The following is an 18,962-nucleotide window of genomic DNA, read 5'->3' as shown; positions in this document are numbered from 1 at the left end:
GAAAGGAAAAGAAGATGGAAGATTATCAGATCAGAAAGTTCACTATCGGAAAGCCCCTTAACACCGGCGCTGTGGTGATGGAAGGGCTGGTGTCTGAGGACTTTAAAGCGGATGAGAAGGGCTGTTTTTCCATAAATACTGCCTTTGGCGAGAGCCTTTGCATAGACCTTACTTCCAAAGAGATCTCTTTTAACATGCCGGAAGATCTCTATGTCTACGGCCTGGGAGAGACCATTCGTGGCATTAACAAACGAGGCTGGCAGTACTTTAGCAACAATTCCGACGAGCCCCACCACGAGGAGGCCAAGAGGTCCCTCTATGCCGCCCACAATTTCCTTATCCTGGATGACGGGAAAAAGTGTTTCGGCCTTTTCATAGACCACCCGGGAAAAGTGGATTTTGACATAGGCTACACCGATCCGGACCTTTTGACCATCAGGTTCGAGGACATGGATTTTGATCTGTATATTTTTGACGGGAAAGAGCCTGCAGAGCTGGTTAAAGGCCTTCGCGGCCTCACGGGAAGGAGCTACATTCCGCCCAAGTGGGCCTTCGGATACGGCCAGAGCAGGTGGGGCTACAAGACCGCAGACGAGCTCAGAGCCGTGGCCAAGGGCTACAAAGAGCTGGGCATCCCAATTGACATGATCTACATGGACATAGATTACATGCAGGATTTCAAGGATTTCACCGTGAATCCCGAGAGATTTCCTGATTTCCCAGCCTTCGTTCAGGAGATGAAGGATCAGGGCATTCACCTGGTTCCCATCATCGACGCCGGAGTCAAGATGGAAGAGGGCTACGACGTTTATGAAGAGGGCGTTAAGAACGACTTTTTCTGCAAAAAAGAGGACGGCACCAACCTGGTGGCAGCAGTGTGGCCGGGCAAAGTCCACTTCCCGGATTTCCTTAATTCCAAGGCAAGAGAGTGGTTCGGGGATAAGTACAAGGTTCTCACCGATGCAGGAATTGAGGGCTTTTGGAACGATATGAATGAGCCTGCCATTTTTTACACCGAGGATCATCTGAAGGAAGTCTTCGCTGAGATTAAGAATCTGGAGAATAAAGAGTTGGATATCTGGGGCTTTTTCCAGTTCAGGGGACTTATTGAGACCATCGCCAATAATCCGGAGGACTACAAGCGCTTTTACCATGATTTCGACGGGGTAAAAGTGCGCCACGACAAGGTTCACAACCTCTACGGCTTCTATATGACAAGAGCTGCGGGGGAGGCCTTTGAGAGGAACAACAAAGATAAGAGAATACTGATGTTCTCAAGAGCTTCATATATCGGAATGCACAGGTACGGCGGTGTCTGGACCGGAGACAACATGTCCTGGTGGAGCCACATTCTTCTTAATATCTGGCAGATGCCTTCCCTTAATATGACGGGCTTTTTGTACAGCGGCGCCGATACCGGCGGCTTTGGCTGCGACACCACCGAGGACCTGTTGATGAGATGGATTCAGGTCAGCATGTTTACGCCGCTGTTCAGGAACCATTCGGCCTTGGGAACCAGGGAGCAGGAACTGTACAGGTTTAAGGATATGAATTCCTTTAAGAACATGATAGAGCTGAGGTATGCTCTTATACCATATATTTATTCGGAGTTTATGAAAGCGGCGCTGAATGACGGAATGTATATTAAGCCGCTGTCCTTTGAGTACAGGACGGATAAAAGAGCCAGGGAGACGGAGGACCAGATTCTGGTGGGAGATAGCATTATGATCGCGCCGGTTTATCAGCAGAATAAAACCGGGCGGTATGTGTATCTGCCGGAGGATATGAAGCTTCTCCGCTTTAGAAGCTACAATGATTTCGATGAGGAAGAACTTCCAGCCGGAGACCACTACATCAATGCCAACCTGAACGAAGTCCTGGTATTCCTCCGCCCGGGTCACATCCTGCCGCTGACCACCCCTGCACAAAATGTGGCAGCACTTAACTTCAGGGATTTGAGCTACATCGGATACAAGGCCGCTCCCGGGAGCTTTACATTATATACGGATGAAGGCTGACTTCATTAAAAAATTGGTGGCCACGTTTCGTTCTGCGAAAGCCTCTTGACATCCTTGCCCACCTGCGGGGAAGCATCGTGCCGATAACGGGGAACTGAAGGTGACTAGCACACGCACAGAGCACATAACATAATTCCTACGTGTAGTGTTTTTCAGGAATCAACACGCAGAAAGAGCATTTATTATGCTATGCGTGTATCGGTTTAGTTTATTGAACACGCAATCATACGAAGATTGCTTATGCACGTGTAGTCCTTGGGGCAAAAATCAACCTTTTAACACGCAAAGTACAGAATTGTTCCGAAACACGTGTGGTTCTGGTGTTGAATGGTACACGCAAAATGGTCATCCCTATAATTTTGCGTGTTTATGAGCTGTAAAACTGAGAGAAATAGGATAAGATTGCAGGTTTCAAGCTATTTTATCCTAGTAAATTCTTGAAAAAGTAGGATAAGATCAATGAGTTTTCAAAGTCTTATCCTATAATTTTTGAAAAAATGCGAGCACACGATATTTTAATGCTGCAATATCGATAAAACATAGGATAAGATGGACCATTCCCGTGTATCTTATCCTATTTTGCTAGTGATAAGGGGGCAACGCTACTTCAGCAGCCATATTCTTCCCTGAGCGGGAATGAAGTCAAGGAACCGTGGAATAAACCGCAGCGCCAAAAGCTGCGCGGGGCGCCATATACTGCACCGCGCGAGGATTTATGCCGCGAAAGTCCTTGACGTAATGGAGCGACCAACCCTTAACCCCCGGGATGGCACCTCGAGTGTCATCCCTTGATCACCCAGGGGGACTTCCGGCTGCCACAGAGCAAGCGGGCTGAGATATGGAACATGAAATTGGGGCTTAAGTTGTATCTCCCACTGCGTCATGTTACAATCACTGTAATGCGGCATTGTGCCCGGAAAGGAGTATTACTATGGAACCTATTAAGAGTATAGATGCAGAAGACGATCAGTTCGCCTACAGATATGACACCCAGCTTCTGATCGACAGAAGAGATAAAGACCTTGATGAGGACGAGATCTCCGATTACATAACAACCCACTTCGAGGGCAACTCCCTCATCGCCGCCGGCGACGAGGACCTTGTCAAAATCCATTTTCACACCAATGAGCCCTGGAGGGTGCTTGAATACTGCAATACCGTAGGAGAGATCTACGATATTGTTGTGGAGGACATGATCAGACAGTCCGCCGGCCTTCAGGGATAAATGAGAAACTTTATCAGTTAACATAAAACAAGGAGTACATACAATGACATTACTTGAACAGTATTTAGAGAAAAAGAAAGAACTTAACTATTTCGGCCACGCCACAGGCCTTATGTACTGGGATCTGGAGACCACAGCTCCCGACGGAGCAAAGGAGAAGCTCTCCGACGCCCTTACATATTTTTCCACAGAAAGCTTCAAGAAATCCACCAGTGACGAGTATTACAACCTGGTTACCAAGCTGGCTGAGCCCGAAGAGTTCGAGAAGCTTGACGATGTTATGAAGTTCGACATCATGAGAAATAAGAGGGATCTTGATAAAATGAGACGCCTTCCCGCTGAGGTTTACGAGGAGTCCGTTAAGGTGACCAACAAGTCCGCCATCATCTGGCCCAAGGCTAAGCAGACCAACGACTGGAGCATCTACAAGGAGCCCCTGGCAGCAACCATCGAGATGACAAAAAAGGTTAAGAGTTACACAGATCCCGGTAAGGATGTTTATGATGCTCTTATCGACGACTACGAGGAGGGCATGACCCAGGACACCATCGACAAGGTATTCGGCGACCTCAGACAGGAGCTTGTTCCCCTGGTAAATAAGGTTGTGGCCGCACCTCAGCCCGACTCATCCAAGTTCACCTTCAAGGTTCCCGCCCACGTTCAGGCAGAGCTTTGCAAGTACATCGTTGAGTACATGGGAATGGATATGAACAGATTCGCCCAGAGCGAGACAGAGCATCCCTTCACCACCAACATGAACATCGACGATGTGAGAATTACCAACCATTACAAGGAGCACGCCTTCATCGAGCCTCTTTTCAGCGCTATTCACGAAGGCGGCCACGCTCTTTTTGAGCAGAACGTTGATCACAAATACGAGGGAACAGCAGGCGCCAGCATAAGCTACATGGGACTTCACGAGAGCCAGTCCAGATTCTACGAGAACATTCTCGGAAGAAACATCAATTTCTGGAAGCCCATCTGGCCCAAGATGTGCGAGATGATCCCTGAGCTTAAGGAGATCGGCATCGAGGAGTTCTACAAAGAGATCAACCACGTTCAGAACAGCTTCATCCGTACCGAGGCAGACGAGCTTACCTACTGCCTCCACGTAATCCTTCGCTACGAGATCGAAAGAGAGATCTTCAAGGGCAATGTAACTGTTGAGGACCTTCCAAAGGTTTGGAACCAGAAGATGGAGGAGCTTCTTCACATCACACCCAGGAACGATGCAGAGGGCGTTCTTCAGGATATGCACTGGTCCGACGGAAGCTTCGGCTACTTCCCTTCATACCTTCTTGGAAGCATCTACGACGGCATGTTCCTTGAGGCAGTAGAGAAGGACCTTGGAAGCATCGATGACATCCTTGCTGCCGGCGATATCAAGAAGATCACCGCATGGCTCAAGGAGCACATCCACCAGTACGGCGCCACAAGAATTTCTTCAGAGGTTCTTGATAAGGTATGCGGACAGGAGCTTTCAGCAAAGCCTCTTATCAAGTATTTCACTGACAAATACACAAAAATCTACAATCTTTGATAAGACATAATATGAGGGGTATGAAAAAATGGAAGGATACGAGAATTTAACTCCGGACAGGCTCAGCGACGACCGGAGATATGACTCCTTTACAAACGGCAAGGTGCTTCTTGGGAAAAAGAAGCACCATCTTCCTGCCATGGGCTGGAACTCCTGGAATGCCTTCGGAAGCGGCAATACAGAGGCTCTCACCAAGGCCATGGCAGATAAATTCATAGAGCTGGGCCTTAAGGACCTGGGCTATGAATTCATCATTCTAGACGATGGCTGCTACAAGAACCAGAGAGTAGACGGCCTTCTTTCCAACGAGGAAGTGAAGTTCCCCGGCGGCTTCAAGGCTCTTTCCGACTACATCCATGAAAAAGGCCTTAAATTCGGCATGTACAACGACATCGGCAGCAATCTCTGCGCCGGCGCCGCTGTGGGCACCTGCGGCCATGAAAAGGAAGACGCCAAGAGCTATGTATCCTGGGGCGTTGATTTCCTCAAGGTGGACAACTGCTATTATCTTTTTGACAACGCAACCTTTTCAAATCCCACCAATGCCCGCTTCACTTTCGCTCCCGCCATCTCCGGTGTCACTCTTAAGTCAGCAGCAAAAGAGGAGTCCTTCACCTGCGGAACTAACCTTCAGGTCAGCGGAAACGGCGTAAAGACAGAACTTCTGGAGGGAAAGAACTTCTTTTCCAATATAGGAACCTTCGACGGCACCGGCCCTGAGCAGACCCCCGTGGGAGCAGAGAGCGGCGAGATTTACTTCGACGTTGAGATTCCTGAGGATGGAACTTATACAATTTCTGTTGAGCACATAAACGGCGCTCAGTCCGGCATGGGCAGCTGGCTTCAGGTGGCAGCCCAGTATCAGGACGAGACCCTGTACCTCTATGATGATTTCTTTGGAAAACAGCCCGTGATCACCGAGGAGAACAAGGATCCCAAGAACCCGCCGGCCCACACAGAGATTCTCACCACCGGCATAGAAGCTCAGCTTAAAAAGGGCAAGTGCAGAATCCGTCTTATGAACCACAGACGTCAGGAGAACACCCTTAATTCCTACGCAAGACTCTTAGAGGGCCTTAACGAGGCGGCTCCGGACCACGATATCATCTACTCCGCCTGCGAGTGGGGCAAGACCCAGCCGCAGAACTGGGGCTACAAGGTATGTGATTCCTGGAGAATCCTCAACGACATCACCTTCAGAGTGGGCAGCGACGGAGATCCCGGTGTAGGCACCTGGACAGGGGATTACACCACCAGCGTGGCAACCCAGTATAGCAAGGCTGTTATCATGGACGAATTCGCCGGCCTTGATAAGGGCTGGAACGACCCGGATATGCTGATGATCGGCATGAACGGCCTTAACGGGACCCAGAATAAGACCCATATGACCATGTGGGCCATGATGAATTCACCTCTTATGCTGGGCCTGGACCTTAGAAGAGTGGAAAAGGGCGATGAGCTCTACAACATAATCGCCAACAAAGACGTAATTGCCCTTAACCAGGACAGCCTTGGAATCCAGGCAAAGAGAGTATTCTCAAGCCTTGCCAAGGAGGACCCTTCCAAGGAATACATCAGAGACATAGACAGAGTGGACATTCTGGTGAAGCCTCTTTCCGAGAACCGCTCTGCCATCAGCTTTATCAACGTAGCTGAGACCGACAAGAACGAAGAGTACTCAGTAGACATGGCTCTTATCAAAAAGTTCCTTGGGGACAAGGTAAAAGAGTCCTCAGAATATAAAGTAAAAGACGTCTGGACAAAGGAAGAAACCACAAACACCACAGGAATCTTCAGCGTAAAAGGTCTGAAGGCCTGCGACAACGTAACCCTTGTGGTAACTCCCTGCTAAGACAATTGTAGGCTATATATGAAATCAAAAGAATTTGTTGAAGCACTTATAAACGCATACTTCGAAAAGACAGGAAACGACCTCACGGATGAGGACGTTTCCCTTTTTGAGTATTATCTTCACGACGGCGTCATCCCCAGGAGACTTGCCGCCAGAGTAGTACACCTTTTTATGACAAGGATCCTGAATATCCCGGATATCGACTGGGACAAGGCCCTGACCCTGAGAGACATCTACGAGTGCAGATCCTGCGCCAATGCCATCGCCCAGGTCTACCAGAGAGGAATCATGCTTCCCATTGATGAGGACAGATTCGGCCTCTCCGAGGATGTGACTCCCGAGGTCCTTGAAAGAATCATTGACAGATTATATTCAATGGAATTATGATTGAGTTCGTGACTTTTTACAGAATAAAATCTAACGAGAATCGAGATAAAAAATGAACTCCATTGTGACATTTTTAAAGAAAATGAAATCTGACCCTGTGCTGATTGCAGCCTGGATACTGGCTGTCATATCAGCTTTTTTTGTGCATCCGGATAAGAACTACATCGGATATATAGACTTCAGATCCCTGGGAATCCTCTGGGGACTTATGGTGATAGTCCAGGGCCTTAAGGAGAACTCAGTGTTTGAGCAGGTGGCAGCAGGCCTGTTAAAGAGGGTAAAAAGTCCCTGGCAGCTGTCTCTGGTGCTGATCTTCCTTTGCTTTATCAGCAGCATGTTCATAACCAATGACGTGGCTCTTATAACCTTTGTGCCCTTTGCAATTATGATCCTGAAGGGCTGCAAAAAGGAGAAGCTCATGATTCCCGTGATCGTGCTTCAGACCATCGCTGCCAATCTTGGAAGCATGCTGACTCCCATCGGAAATCCTCAAAACCTGTATCTTTTCGGCCTGACAGGCATGCCCATAACAACATTCCTTATGACAATGCTCCCTTACACCCTTGCAGCAGCGGTGCTTCTTGGAGCCGCAACATTCTTTTTACCTGAGAAAAAAGGTGTTCTTTCAACCAACAAGGACGTGCTTTCCACAGAAAAAGCAGGAAGCACAAAGCAGATCGTTATTTACTGCGTGTTGTTTGTGATAGCGCTTCTTACAGTGCTTCGTCTGATACCATGGTTTGTGACAGCACTTATCATTCTGGCTGTGGTTCTGATCATGGATCAGAAGATAATCGGAAGGGCAGATTATATCCTGCTTCTGACCTTCATCGGATTCTTTATCTTTACAGGAAATATGGCAAGGATTGATGCTGTCAGTGAGTTCCTGAAATCTGTGGTGGAGGGACATGAGTTCGCGGTTTCAGTTATTGCCAGCCAGTTCATCAGTAACGTGCCCGCAACATTGATGCTGTCAGGATTTACATCCAATTACACAGCCCTTCTTACTGGTGTTAATGTGGGAGGCCTGGGAACACTGATCGCTTCCATGGCCAGCCTTATTTCCTACAAGGCTTATACTCTTGAATATAAAGAAAATCAGGGCAAATACCTGGCGGTATTCACCCTGATGAATGTGGCATTTCTTGCGGTGCTGGTAGCGCTGTATATGGTGTTAAATTGAGGGTTGGCTGAGCGGATGGTTCTTGAAGGGCCATATTTATAATCACAGCCTCGTATGTATCCCAAGATCCTCATGCATCTTTCTCTTTAGTTCATACATTCTCTGGTCTGCCAGCAGGTAGACCTCATGGGAGCCCTTGCCCTCACATTCATGGCGGTAGGCATAGCCTGTGGCTACGCTTCTGTGATAGTCCGGGTACAGGGCGTTCATTACGTTCAGGGCTGAATTCATTCGCTCTATAAGGGCGCTGACATCAACCACTGAAGAATCCCTGATTATAACCAGGAATTCATCACCGCCGATTCTGGCTTTAAAGGTATCATCTCCGAAAGTATTTCCCAGAACTTTAGCAAAATCAGTTATATACCTGTCCCCGGCAATGTGTCCGAATTTATCGTTGACTGCTTTTAATCCGTTCAAATCGATGGAGATAATGCAGTAATCATCCTCCGAATCATTGAGAGATTCAAGGAAACTGTCGGACTTGGCTCTGTTGGCCAGATTGGTAAGGCCGTCCGCATAGGCCAGGTGGGTCAGGGACATATTTTCCTTCTTGGTGGCATAGGCCTCCGTGATATTCACCAGGTAGTTGGCAAGCTGGCATGTGGCAAAATACAGACATCCCAGGGAAATTATACCCTTTGCCAGAGGCAGATAGATCTGTATATGCATGCTGCCAAGCACGTAGATTCCAAGGTGTATGGTCGCGCAGGCGGTAAAGGCCAGAAGTCCCGCCATCTGGATCATATCCCCGTTGGGAATATCTCTTTTCCTGAAATTCTTCTGGGCATAATACAGCACCAGTCCAAAGCCCACAAGGCCATCCACATGATACACCGGAAGGGTGACTTTAAGGTGGATACCAAAGGCAAAATGCAGAATATACTGCATAACAGGAATGAGGCATCCTATGGAGGCCACTATCAGATACAGCTTTTTGTTCTCAACGTGCTGCATCAGGTAGAGCATGATATAGCAGAAGGGCACCATGGTATACAGGGTCATATATTCGATAAGGGTTTCATGGGGCGCATCCATAAACATCGACAGCACATTGTAGTAGCACAGGATATAGGTTCCCATGAAAATACAGAAAAGGGAGCCGATAAGAAGGGTTACCACTTCATGTACCGCGGTGATAAAGAACAAGGTGATGCACAGGAAGGCAAGGCCGAAGGCCAGCATGAAAAATCCGGTTATGATGATCTGGATATTTGAGTGGGTGAGCTGTCCCTCCACATCCGGCTGGGAGCCCACCTTTATACTTTCAAAGCTGTTGAAGGCATTTTTTTCAGACACGTACATGTCGAACCTGACGGTCTTTCCTGCATAGTCGCTGGGAAGGGATATGAAATGATAACGCTTACCCAGAAACTCATCATTGGCATAGGCCATAAGGCCGTTTTCATAGATCAGTATGTCATCCAGATAGCAGCTGAGGGTGGAGTAGCGGGTCTTGATCTGGATCACCGGGAAAGGTATATCACCGTCATCCGGCAGGGTGGTCCACATGGATACCCGGTCGTCTCTGGCCAGTTTGCTGTCAAGGACCTCATAGAGCCGCGTGATATCCACATCTTCATAGGTCTTGCTATTGATGGTCACGGTCCAGCCCTTATCCAGATCCATTATGGGGTACTCTGCTTTAAAGGAAAAAGTGTATCTGCAGATATAAACAGCAATAATGGAAAGAAGTATTACTGATGCTACTCGAAGGAATCGGTATGCTTTCATTGCTCAGCTCCTCCCTTCGATTTTTCGTTCATGATATTCAGAAGATCATCATAGAGCCTGCCCAGAGACTGGTTGTGATGCTTCTTTTTCATGGAGTACATGCGGGCATCTGCCAGAAGATACACGTTCTGGGCTGTGGGACTGCCTTCAAACTTGGGATCGTCGCTGGAGGCATAGCCGTAGGAAGCAGAGTAGCGGATGGGGCCCTCTCCTGCGTTTCGTGAGATCATGGATTCCTGCATGGTTTCCAGGTCTTTTTTGCAGCGCTCCTCATCAATGTAGGGAAGAATAGCGATAAATTCGTCGCCGCCCATTCTGCCCACGATCCTGGCGTCGGAAAAGCTCTCCGACAGAATAGCCGCAAAGCCGCTAAGGAGCTTGTCTCCCTCGGCGTGGCCGTAGTTGTCGTTGGTGTATTTGAGATAGTCCAGGTCGATACTGACTATGGTGTATTCATCTTTGAGATTGGCCAGGGCCTGCTCGCATTTTGCCCTGTTGGAAAGGCCCGTGAGACCGTCTGTGTAGGCAAGGCCCTCCAGTCTTTGCTGGACAGAGACCTCCCGGATATATTCGATATTGTGGAAAAAGTAGTTCAGGATAAGGCAGATGATAAATATAAAGGCGCCTACCGTCATAAAGCTGATTCTGGCTGTGGCTTCTCCCAGGGAACCGAATTTCAGAATATTGAATTTGATGATATCGATTACGGAGCATCCGATGAAAAGGATAAGTCCCAGGAGCAGCATGTAGGTGGAATAGTTATTCTGTATAAAGAATTCGTCAGCCCTGGAATTTTTCACGAAGTATAGGATCAGTGAAGCTATAACTGAAACTCCCTCAATGATTACTATAAGGTGGAGATAATGCACAAAATGGCAGATATGTACCAGGTTTGTAAGATGCAGGATCGTGGTTCCTACTGAGAACAGGGTGTTTACCGCGCAAAGAGACATCATAACAAACCTGGTGGCAAACTTATTGGAAGATGCGATAAAGCCCATAATGGTAGCCGGCAGAGCAAACAGGGAGAAGTATTCGATAAAGGTGCAGAACTCCGGCCTGTCTGAGAGATACCATAAAATATCGTTGTAGCTAAGGATATATACGCCCATGAAAACGGATATTAATCCTTCAAAAGCGATACTGAAGTCCTTTCTGCTGGATATTATCAAAAACGGTGATAGAATCACCAGGATAAAGCCAAAAACAGTCAGGAAGATGCCGATAACCAGGGCTATCCTGTTATTCTGCACAAGATATCTCGATATGTCATTGTAATTGCCGAAAAGTATCGGGGAGATTCCGGAAAAGGCATTGTTTTCCCTGGCTTCCATGACGATTTCTATCTTTTTGCCGTGATAGTCGTCGGGAACCCGGACAAAATGGACATATTTCGGCAGCATTTTATACTCTTTGGCAATATCCTTGCCGAAGGAATAAATATGCTCTCCGTCAATGTAAATATCAACAGTGGCCAGTATGGAGCGAAATTCGATACATGCGGGAACGATGCCATCTTCGGGCAGATAAGAAGACAGGATGACGGTGTCACCGGTGTTCATGACTCCGATGGAAGTCTGGGAAAGTGCATCTGGGGTATGTATATCGCTGCCACGACTAACAGTCCAGCCTTCTTCAAGCTGGACTAGGTCGTAGCGGCTTGCAGTACTGATTCCTGCCGACCCCAGAATATATATGGCATAGGTCATTATCAGGATGGCAAAAGCAGTACATAAAAATGCAGTGACTCTGGTCTTTACTTTCACTGATCAACCTCGCAATTAAACAGTTAAGTATTAAGAATTATCAAAAATGTCCGTGGCCTCCGCCGTGGCTGTGGCCAGAACTTGACGTGTGCAGAGTGGTACCTCCGGAGCCGCCCCTGGAACCTGTGTCCTTGGGCCTCGGAGTCTTGGTAACACGGGTGGTCCTGAATGAATCCGTGTGCATTGTCATATTTATGCCCTTGTGGGACTGATATCCCGCAGCAGATGCGTTCATATGAACAGTGTTCAGCTTGGCTTTCATTACAAGGATTGGGATGATGGCTAAAAGAAGGCCTACAATCACGCTTCCGATGGCTCCAACCATCAGATCTTTGGATGTTTTGGGAGGTTTTACCCCAACATCATAAGCCAGCCCTTCGTCCCACATCTGTAAATAGTTATCGGCATAAAAGCCATAAGTCCTTAGGGCTTCGTAATAATTTCCGTCGGAAAGATACGGCAACATGGCTTCGGTCATTTCTTCTTTGCCATAATCGGTAAATGCACTGTTTCCTATGCCGTCAGTGCAATAACAGAATTCTCTGTCATCCATGCTGATCATGAAAAGAATGCCGCTGTCTCCGTACTCGGCCCCCATTCCGTTGTAGTCAAAATAGTCATCGGTAAAAGCCTGAATGTCGCCGTAGTAGGAATCCACTGTAAGGACCGCCACATTGCACTGATGCATGCTGCTTATGCTCTCAAAATATGCTAAAAGATCTGTCTCTTCGCTGTCTGACAGAAGATCTGCCGTGTCATAGACCAGGGGTTTTTGCCTTTCGGAAGGGACGTAGTCGTAGTCCCAGAGCTCCTCGTAGGCCATGGACACAGTAGAGCCTGCAAGCAAAAAGAATGAAGCAAAAGCCAGACTCATCAGATATTTAATTCTGTGTTTGGTATTGGTTTTTCTCATTTTTTATTATCTATTCCAGTCTGTTACAGTATGAAATAATAGCAGAGATAAGCTATAAGCGAGATACCTGCAGCAATGGGGAAGTAGTATTTCAGGGCTTCCTTGAGGCTGAAGGGGAGGTTACCAACGAACTTGCCGCTCTGGCCGTTCATGGCAAAGATGTAGTTCTTGCCCTCCCAGGTGGTACTCAGGATATAGCAGGGATACAGGGCGTACTTGTTGGAAGCCTTCACTGTACCCACATTTTCTGCAAGGGGTCTTATGCTGGAGTAACCTGCAACTGTGGCTCTGAAATCAGTGGCCACGGAGGTCTCGATCCTGTGCAGGGCTCGGGGCTCGGATTCCTTGGCGCTGACGTTGTATTTGTTGGCCAAAAATCCGGCTAAATAAGCCATGTTAAAGGGAACCATCTCGCTCTGGTCAAAGGGTTCAAGGGATTCCATCAGGTCATCTGGCATCTCCTTGGAGCCATCCACCGGAACCCTCTCAAAGTCCTCGGTGCCGGAGCGCTGAATGTCGTAGTACTTGGTCTCAGTGTAGTTGTAATTGCTGTCGCTCCAGGTTCTGACCTTGGTTCCTTCATAGGATCCTCTGAAGCTCTCCGTTGCATCAAAGAGCCAGAAGGGAACATAGACACCTTTTATTTCATTGATATGATTTTTTTCAAAAAAGACCTTGGGCAGGAGCTTCTTGGATTTCACATAGCCGGTATAGGCTGCTATGGCATCTTCCTTTGTTTTCTTGAAAGGAATGATGTAGTCCGGTTTGAACTCCCCGGTGAACTTCTCGCTTACTGCCACGTTGTTGCTGCAGAAGGGACATTTCATCGCACCAAGGGACTCTGTAGCCAGGATCTCACCGCCGCAGGAACCGCAGTGATAGATGAACATCTGGGTCTCCGGGCCCTGGGCAGAGGAAGAAGAGGAGGATTCTACCGCTTCTCCTGTGCTGTTGGAGTTGTGATTGGCCACATAGTCTTTTACATCAAACTCAGAATCACAGTAGGGACACTTGATCTTCTGAGTATGGGGATTAAATTCCATTGCCCCGCCACAGGCGGGGCATTCATATTCTTGTAAAGCCATTATTTTCCTCTGAATAATTAAGCGTTAGGTCTTGGGCTTCCGCACTGAGGGCAGAAATTGCCGTTATTAACAGCGCCGCAGGAGCAGGTCCATCCGGCAGCAGGTCTCTTGGATCCGCACTGTGTGCAGAAGTTACCGCTGTTAACAGCTCCGCAGGAACATGTCCATGCTGCGCCCTGAGGTGCCATCTGAGGAGCGGGAGCAGGAGCCGGCTGCTGAGCACCCATCTGGAAGAGCTGGCCTGCGTTCATGCCGCCTGCCTGCTGAGCCATGTTCATGCCTGCAAACGCCATCATAGGGCCTGTTGCTGTATTCTGGGCAGCATCCTGCATTGCCTGAGCCTGTGCGCTGGCGATGGTTGCGGCTGCCATATTGGGATTGCGAAGAGCGCCTGCTCTCTGGAGCTCTTTTATGGTCTTCTCATCCTCTTCGTTGGCTGTAACTGAGCTTACGCCGAAGGAAGAGATCTCGATACCGTAGAATTCACGCCACTTCTTGGAAAGAACCTCGTTGAGGGCGTCTGCGATCTCTGTGGTGTGTCCCGGAAGAGCACTGTATCTGATGCCCATCTCTGAGATCTTGGCGAAGGCGGGCTGAAGAGCTGTAAGAAGCTCTGACTTAAGCTGTGACTCGATGCGGTCCTTTCTGAACTCGCCGTCAACGTTGCCGCAGATGTTCTTGTAGAAAAGAATGGGATCGATCACATGATAGCTGTATTCGCCATGGCACTTGATGCTAACGTCCATATCAAGGCCGATATTGGTATCAACAACACGGAAAGGAACAGGATTAACTGTGCCGTACTTGTTTCCAAGGATCTCCTTGGTGTTGATGTAGTAAACTCTCTGATCTGTTCCGGCTGAACCACCGAAGCCGATTCTCTTGCCCCACTGCTTGAAGCTGTTTACGATGTTCTCTCCCAGATCTCCGTAGAATACAGAGGGCTCTGAGGATGCATCATATACGAATTCGCCGGCCTCTGCACAGATCTCGGTGATCTGGCCCTGGTCAACAAGTATCATGCACTGTCCTTCGTTAACAGCGATGATTGAGCCGTTTGAAATAACGTTTGTGGTTCCCTTTTTGTTCTGGCCTCTTCCGGGCTTGTTCTCACCTTTTGTAAGAAGTACGTCGTTAGGAAGTGAAGGGCAGTAGAAATATTCTCTCCACTGATCCGCTAAAACGCTACCGCCTGCCTGAAGTGCTGCAGAAATAATTCCCATAACAATCTCCTTTCATACATTACAAAATTTATGTCATTTTCTTTTTACTTTTTATTTGTCAAATTGTCTGACAGTACTTATTTTCGCATATTTGCTGGGAAAATTCTACTATTATGCTAAACTATAAAATGATATAGGAGTCAAAAGTCACTTTTTGACTTTATGACCCGAAGCATTCATGACTTTTTACACCTTATATTATTAGAATTATGAAGAATAAAATGATAAGTGTGACAATAATTTCAAAAAGCGGAAGATTTCAGACATCTGCCCGGGCGGGCACAAGGCTCAGAGCAGTGCTTGACAAGGAGGGCATCGACTACAGTCTTCCCTGCGGCGGAGAGGGCAAATGCGGCGGCTGCAAGGTCAGGTTCCTGGAGGGAGCCCCCATGTCCTACGTCTGGGAGGAGGCCCACCTTTCGGAAAAAGAGCAAGCGCAAGGCTACAGGATCCTCTGCAGGACCGTTCTGGACAGTGACTGCGTTCTGGAGCTGGGAGAAATGCACTCTGATCTGTCGGAGCTTAAGACCATTGAGGTGGGAGGCAGGGACAACGGACAGGGCACCTACGGAATCGCCGTGGACCTTGGCACCACCACTATCGGAGCCTGTCTGATAAAACAGGAGACCGGGGCCTATGAGGTCCTTGCATCCGCAGCCACCCAGAATCACCAGAGGAAGTACGGAAGCGACGTGATATCCAGGATAGCTGCCGCAGAGGATGAGGCTGCTTCGGAGGATATGGAGCGCCTGGCAGCTGCGGATATAGAGGCTCTGGTAAAAGAGCTTGCGGGAGACCGGGACCTTAAGACCATAACCATAGCCGGGAATACCACCATGCTGCACCTTCTGAACGGCTATGACGTCTCAGGCCTTGGCAGATATCCATATACACCCCATGCCCTGGGCTCTGTGAAGTGGCCCACGGATATTGTCCTTAAGAATATTGAGAACCTGACCCTGTGCGAACTCCCCGGGATTTCGGCCTTTGTGGGGGCGGACATCGTGGCAGGCCTTTATACAATACCCTTTGAGGAGGGGAAAAAATTCTTTTTCCTGGACCTTGGTACCAACGGCGAGATGGCCTTCTATGACGGAGAAAGACTTAAGGTAACATCAGCAGCGGCAGGACCTGTCTTCGAGGCCGGAGGCATCAGCAGCGGCATGGCCTCGGTGCCGGGAGCCATAAGCCATGTGGAGATAGGACCTGGTGGCAGCATAGCAAGGCTCAAGACCATAGAAGATAAAGCTCCCGTGGGAATCTGCGGAACAGGAGTCATGGAGATAACCTCTGAGCTGGTAAGATGTGGTATTATCGATGAAACGGGACTTCTTTCCGATGAATATTTTGATGAGGGATTTCCCCTTACGGAGGATGGCAGCATCCGTTTTACCCAGCAGGATATAAGAAACGTGCAGCTGGCAAAGGCTGCCATATTTACAGGGATACAGGCCCTTCTGGAGGGGGAGGTTCCCGACAAGGTTTACATCGCAGGAGGCTTTGGCAGTAACATAGACCCGGATAAGATAGCAAATCTTAAGATGTTTCCGGGGGCATTTGATGGTAAGATAGCCTGTGTGGGCAACACCGCCCTTAAGGGAGCTGCAAAGTATACCGCAGCGGTGCTTTCCGGCTGGGATGCTGAAACCGACGCAGACCGTGAACTTCAGCTTATCTGCGAAAGTGCGCAGGTAATAGAGCTGGCCGCAAGAGACAGCTTTGATGAGGAATATCTGGAAGCAATGAACTTCTGAGATTATGGAATATAGAGAGGATTTAGTATGATCTGTGACAGCTGTGCAAATTATGTTTATGATGAGGACTGGGAGTGCTACACCTGCATGGTCAACATGGACGAGGACGACTACTACAGACTCATGTCCGGCAACAATAAGGACTGCCCGTACTATCAGGACAATGATGAATATAAAGTGGTAAGGCATCAGATATGAGCGATATATGGATCTGAAGACTGAACGTACATGAGGAAGTAGCGCTCCAGACATTATATTATCAGGAGATGTTAAAGGGAGAACGTATGAAAATAGTATTGGAGCATCTTACAAAAAGATTCCCTAACAGGAATAAGAAGATAAAGGACGAAGTTATTGCGGTCAACGACTTTAACTTCACGATTCCCGACGGCAAACTAATCGGCCTTCTGGGCCCCTCCGGCTGCGGCAAGAGCACCGCTCTTAACCTTATCTGCGGCCTGGAAAAACCCACCGAGGGAAAAATCTATTTCGGAGACCTGGACGTAACTGGCCTTGCTCCGGAGAAAAGAGGCGTGGGACTGGTTTTCCAGAACTATGCTCTTTATCCCCATCTCAATGTAAGAGAAAATATCAGATTCCCTCTGGAGAACCTCCGGGGCGATAAGAAGCTCACCAAGGAGCAGATGGAGGAAAAGGTGCTGGAGGCAGCAAAGCTGGTGCAGATCGACGGCCTTCTGGACAGAAAGCCCAACGAGATGTCCGGCGGACAGCAGCAGAGAGTTGCCATAGCCAGGGCCCTTGTTAAGAGACCCCAGGTCCTTCTTCTGGACGAGCCTTTGTCCAACCTGGACGCGAGACTTCGCCTTCAGACCAGGGAGGAGCTTAAGAGAATCCAGCAGGAGACCGGCATCACCACTGTGTTTGTAACCCACGACCAGGAGGAGGCCATGAGCATCTCCGATACCATCGTGGTTATGAAGGACGGCGTTCTTCAGCAGATGGGCAGGCCCCAGGAAATCTACGACGAGCCCATCAATCTTTTTGTTGCCAAATTCCTTGGAACCCCTCAGATCAACGTGTTTGAGGGAAAAATATCCGGGGAAAAAGTATTTATAGATGACAAGGCTGTAATGGATGCCAAGGGCGCTACGGACGGCGAGGTTTACGTGGCCATAAGGCCCGAGGGCTTTGTGGTTGACGAAAATGGCCCCCTTACCTGCAGCTTCATTAACCGAGAAGTAATGGGCAGAGATACCAGCGTTGTGGCCCATCACGAGAGATTTTTAGGCGAGACCATAAGGGCCATCATTCCTTCCGAGGAAGTGATAGAGCCCAAGGAGGGCAGGGTTAGCTTTTCCTTAAAGCCCGCCAAAGTGAGACTATTTGACAGGAACACAGAAGAAAGGATCAGAGTGCAGGTATGAAGAAGAATCTGACAGCCTGGCTGTGTCTTCTTCCTGCCGTGGCTTTCCTTTTGGTATTTATGGTATATCCCCTGGTGGATGTACTGGTTTATTCCTTTGAAGAGGGCTACAATTTCGCATCCCAGAGCTATTTCGGAACGGGACTTTACAACTATTCCTACGTGCTTAGGGACCCCTACTTTATCCAGGCCCTCAAAAACACCTTCATTATCGTTATAATTACGGTTCCTCTTTCCACGGGAATCGCTCTTTTGATATCTCTGGGACTTAGCAACATCAAGGTTCTCAGGGACTTTTATCAGACCGTTTATTTCCTTCCCTACGTCACCAATACACTGGCTGTGGGACTGGTTTTCATGGTCCTTTTCAAAAAGACCGCCTATTCCGACGGCCTTGTTTCCATTCTTATCCAGTTCTTCGGAGGCCCCGGAGTGGACTTCATCGACGGACCCTACTGGGCCAAGATGTTTGTCATGTGCTTCTACACCATCTGGTGCGTTATGCCCTTCAAGATCCTGATTCTCACCAGTGCCCTGGCTTCGGTGAATCCCATGTATTACAAGGCCGCCAGAGTTGATGACACAAGGCCATTCAGGATTTTCTACAAGATTACACTGCCCATGATATCTCCCATGGTATTTTACCTGGTGATCACAGGCTTTATCGGTGCCTTCAAGGCCTACAGCGACGAGGTTGCCCTTTTCGGAGCGGACCTCAATGCCGCAGGAATGAACACCATCGTGGGCTATGTCTACGACATGCTCTACGGCAACAGCGGCGGCTATCCTTCCTATGCATCGGCGGCGGCCCTGATCCTTTTTGCCATTGTATTTACCATCACCACCATCAATCTCATGGTCAGCAGGAAAACTGTTTACTATAACTAAGGGAGCGAAT

15 protein-coding genes are annotated in these 18,962 nt (G+C 48.5%); 10 read left to right on the top strand and 5 right to left on the bottom strand.

Annotated elements, in window-relative coordinates; genetic code table 11:
• Positions 1–14 precede the first annotated feature (14 nt).
• From T359_RS0113555 to T359_RS0113530, 6 genes are all read left to right on the top strand, one after another.
• Complete coding sequence (locus T359_RS0113555) at positions 15–2,018, top strand: glycoside hydrolase family 31 protein (protein WP_026517948.1); 2,004 nt, start codon at positions 15–17, stop codon at positions 2,016–2,018.
• A 931-nt stretch (positions 2,019–2,949) separates the two neighbouring features.
• Positions 2,950–3,243: a hypothetical protein gene (locus T359_RS0113550; protein ID WP_035784533.1), complete on the top strand. Its 294-nt coding sequence runs from the start codon at positions 2,950–2,952 to the stop codon at positions 3,241–3,243.
• A gap of 43 nt (positions 3,244–3,286) precedes the next feature.
• Positions 3,287–4,783: a carboxypeptidase M32 gene (locus T359_RS0113545; RefSeq protein ID WP_035784532.1), complete on the top strand. Its 1,497-nt coding sequence runs from the start codon at positions 3,287–3,289 to the stop codon at positions 4,781–4,783.
• Between the two features lie 28 nt (positions 4,784–4,811).
• Positions 4,812–6,635, top strand: a complete 1,824-nt coding sequence (locus T359_RS0113540) for a glycoside hydrolase family 27 protein (RefSeq protein WP_026517945.1) — start codon at positions 4,812–4,814, stop codon at positions 6,633–6,635.
• Between the two features lie 18 nt (positions 6,636–6,653).
• Positions 6,654–7,022: a hypothetical protein gene (locus tag T359_RS0113535; protein WP_026517944.1), complete on the top strand. Its 369-nt coding sequence runs from the start codon at positions 6,654–6,656 to the stop codon at positions 7,020–7,022.
• Positions 7,023–7,074: 52 nt separating this feature from the next.
• The gene (locus tag T359_RS0113530; RefSeq protein WP_026517943.1) at positions 7,075–8,205 is read left to right on the top strand and encodes an SLC13 family permease; all 1,131 of its coding nucleotides are present in this window, start codon (positions 7,075–7,077) and stop codon (positions 8,203–8,205) included.
• A gap of 42 nt (positions 8,206–8,247) precedes the next feature.
• Here the strand turns inward: T359_RS0113530 and T359_RS0113525 are convergent, their stop codons facing one another.
• From T359_RS0113525 to T359_RS0113505, 5 genes are read right to left on the bottom strand one after another with little or no spacing between them, the layout of a single operon-like run.
• Positions 8,248–9,939: a GGDEF domain-containing protein gene (locus T359_RS0113525; RefSeq protein ID WP_026517942.1), complete on the bottom strand. Its 1,692-nt coding sequence runs from the start codon at positions 9,937–9,939 to the stop codon at positions 8,248–8,250.
• Entirely contained in the window at positions 9,936–11,705 is a 1,770-nt protein-coding gene (locus T359_RS0113520) for a GGDEF domain-containing protein (RefSeq protein ID WP_026517941.1), read from the bottom strand. The genes T359_RS0113525 and T359_RS0113520 overlap by 4 nt, the downstream gene beginning before the upstream one ends.
• A gap of 40 nt (positions 11,706–11,745) precedes the next feature.
• Entirely contained in the window at positions 11,746–12,618 is an 873-nt protein-coding gene (locus tag T359_RS0113515; protein ID WP_051545416.1) for a TPM domain-containing protein, read from the bottom strand.
• 23 nt (positions 12,619–12,641) lie between these two features.
• On the bottom strand, positions 12,642–13,703 hold the full coding sequence (locus T359_RS0113510; RefSeq protein ID WP_035784531.1) for a hypothetical protein: 1,062 nt from the start codon (positions 13,701–13,703) through the stop codon (positions 12,642–12,644).
• 17 nt (positions 13,704–13,720) lie between these two features.
• Positions 13,721–14,926 carry an SPFH domain-containing protein gene (locus T359_RS0113505; protein WP_026517938.1) on the bottom strand — a complete coding sequence of 402 codons (1,206 nt, stop codon included), beginning with the start codon at positions 14,924–14,926 and terminating at the stop codon, positions 13,721–13,723.
• Positions 14,927–15,147: 221 nt separating this feature from the next.
• On the opposite strand from T359_RS0113505, the gene T359_RS0113500 reads away from it, so the two are divergent.
• From T359_RS0113500 to T359_RS0113485, 4 genes are all read left to right on the top strand, one after another.
• Positions 15,148–16,680, top strand: a complete 1,533-nt coding sequence (locus tag T359_RS0113500) for an ASKHA domain-containing protein (protein WP_026517937.1) — start codon at positions 15,148–15,150, stop codon at positions 16,678–16,680.
• Positions 16,681–16,707: 27 nt separating this feature from the next.
• A complete protein-coding gene (locus tag T359_RS22840) occupies positions 16,708–16,878 on the top strand; it encodes a DUF6472 family protein (RefSeq protein WP_197027098.1) in 171 nt (56 codons plus the stop codon).
• 86 nt (positions 16,879–16,964) lie between these two features.
• Positions 16,965–18,065, top strand: coding sequence for an ABC transporter ATP-binding protein (locus T359_RS0113490; RefSeq protein ID WP_026517936.1), 1,101 nt, complete (start codon positions 16,965–16,967; stop codon positions 18,063–18,065).
• Positions 18,062–18,952 carry a carbohydrate ABC transporter permease gene (locus T359_RS0113485; protein ID WP_026517935.1) on the top strand — a complete coding sequence of 297 codons (891 nt, stop codon included), beginning with the start codon at positions 18,062–18,064 and terminating at the stop codon, positions 18,950–18,952. Before T359_RS0113490 ends, T359_RS0113485 begins: the two co-directional genes overlap by 4 nt.
• Positions 18,953–18,962 lie beyond the last annotated feature (10 nt).

The organism is Butyrivibrio sp. MC2021 (assembly GCF_000621605.1).
Lineage (GTDB): Bacteria > Bacillota > Clostridia > Lachnospirales > Lachnospiraceae > Butyrivibrio.
The sequence above is the reverse complement of the archived record's forward strand: the minus strand, read 5'-3'. Positions and strand labels throughout refer to the sequence as shown.

Coding starts and splice junctions, on each gene's coding strand:
- T359_RS0113555 (WP_026517948.1), top strand. CDS start 15: ATGGAAGATTATCAGATCAGAAAGTTCACTATCGGAAAGCCCCTTAAC.
- T359_RS0113515 (WP_051545416.1), bottom strand. CDS start 12,618: ATGAGAAAAACCAATACCAAACACAGAATTAAATATCTGATGAGTCTG.
- T359_RS0113550 (WP_035784533.1), top strand. CDS start 2,950: ATGGAACCTATTAAGAGTATAGATGCAGAAGACGATCAGTTCGCCTAC.
- T359_RS0113485 (WP_026517935.1), top strand. CDS start 18,062: ATGAAGAAGAATCTGACAGCCTGGCTGTGTCTTCTTCCTGCCGTGGCT.
- T359_RS0113500 (WP_026517937.1), top strand. CDS start 15,148: ATGATAAGTGTGACAATAATTTCAAAAAGCGGAAGATTTCAGACATCT.
- T359_RS0113535 (WP_026517944.1), top strand. CDS start 6,654: ATGAAATCAAAAGAATTTGTTGAAGCACTTATAAACGCATACTTCGAA.
- T359_RS0113530 (WP_026517943.1), top strand. CDS start 7,075: ATGAACTCCATTGTGACATTTTTAAAGAAAATGAAATCTGACCCTGTG.
- T359_RS0113490 (WP_026517936.1), top strand. CDS start 16,965: ATGAAAATAGTATTGGAGCATCTTACAAAAAGATTCCCTAACAGGAAT.
- T359_RS0113545 (WP_035784532.1), top strand. CDS start 3,287: ATGACATTACTTGAACAGTATTTAGAGAAAAAGAAAGAACTTAACTAT.
- T359_RS22840 (WP_197027098.1), top strand. CDS start 16,708: ATGATCTGTGACAGCTGTGCAAATTATGTTTATGATGAGGACTGGGAG.
- T359_RS0113525 (WP_026517942.1), bottom strand. CDS start 9,939: ATGAAAGCATACCGATTCCTTCGAGTAGCATCAGTAATACTTCTTTCC.
- T359_RS0113505 (WP_026517938.1), bottom strand. CDS start 14,926: ATGGGAATTATTTCTGCAGCACTTCAGGCAGGCGGTAGCGTTTTAGCG.
- T359_RS0113540 (WP_026517945.1), top strand. CDS start 4,812: ATGGAAGGATACGAGAATTTAACTCCGGACAGGCTCAGCGACGACCGG.
- T359_RS0113510 (WP_035784531.1), bottom strand. CDS start 13,703: ATGGCTTTACAAGAATATGAATGCCCCGCCTGTGGCGGGGCAATGGAA.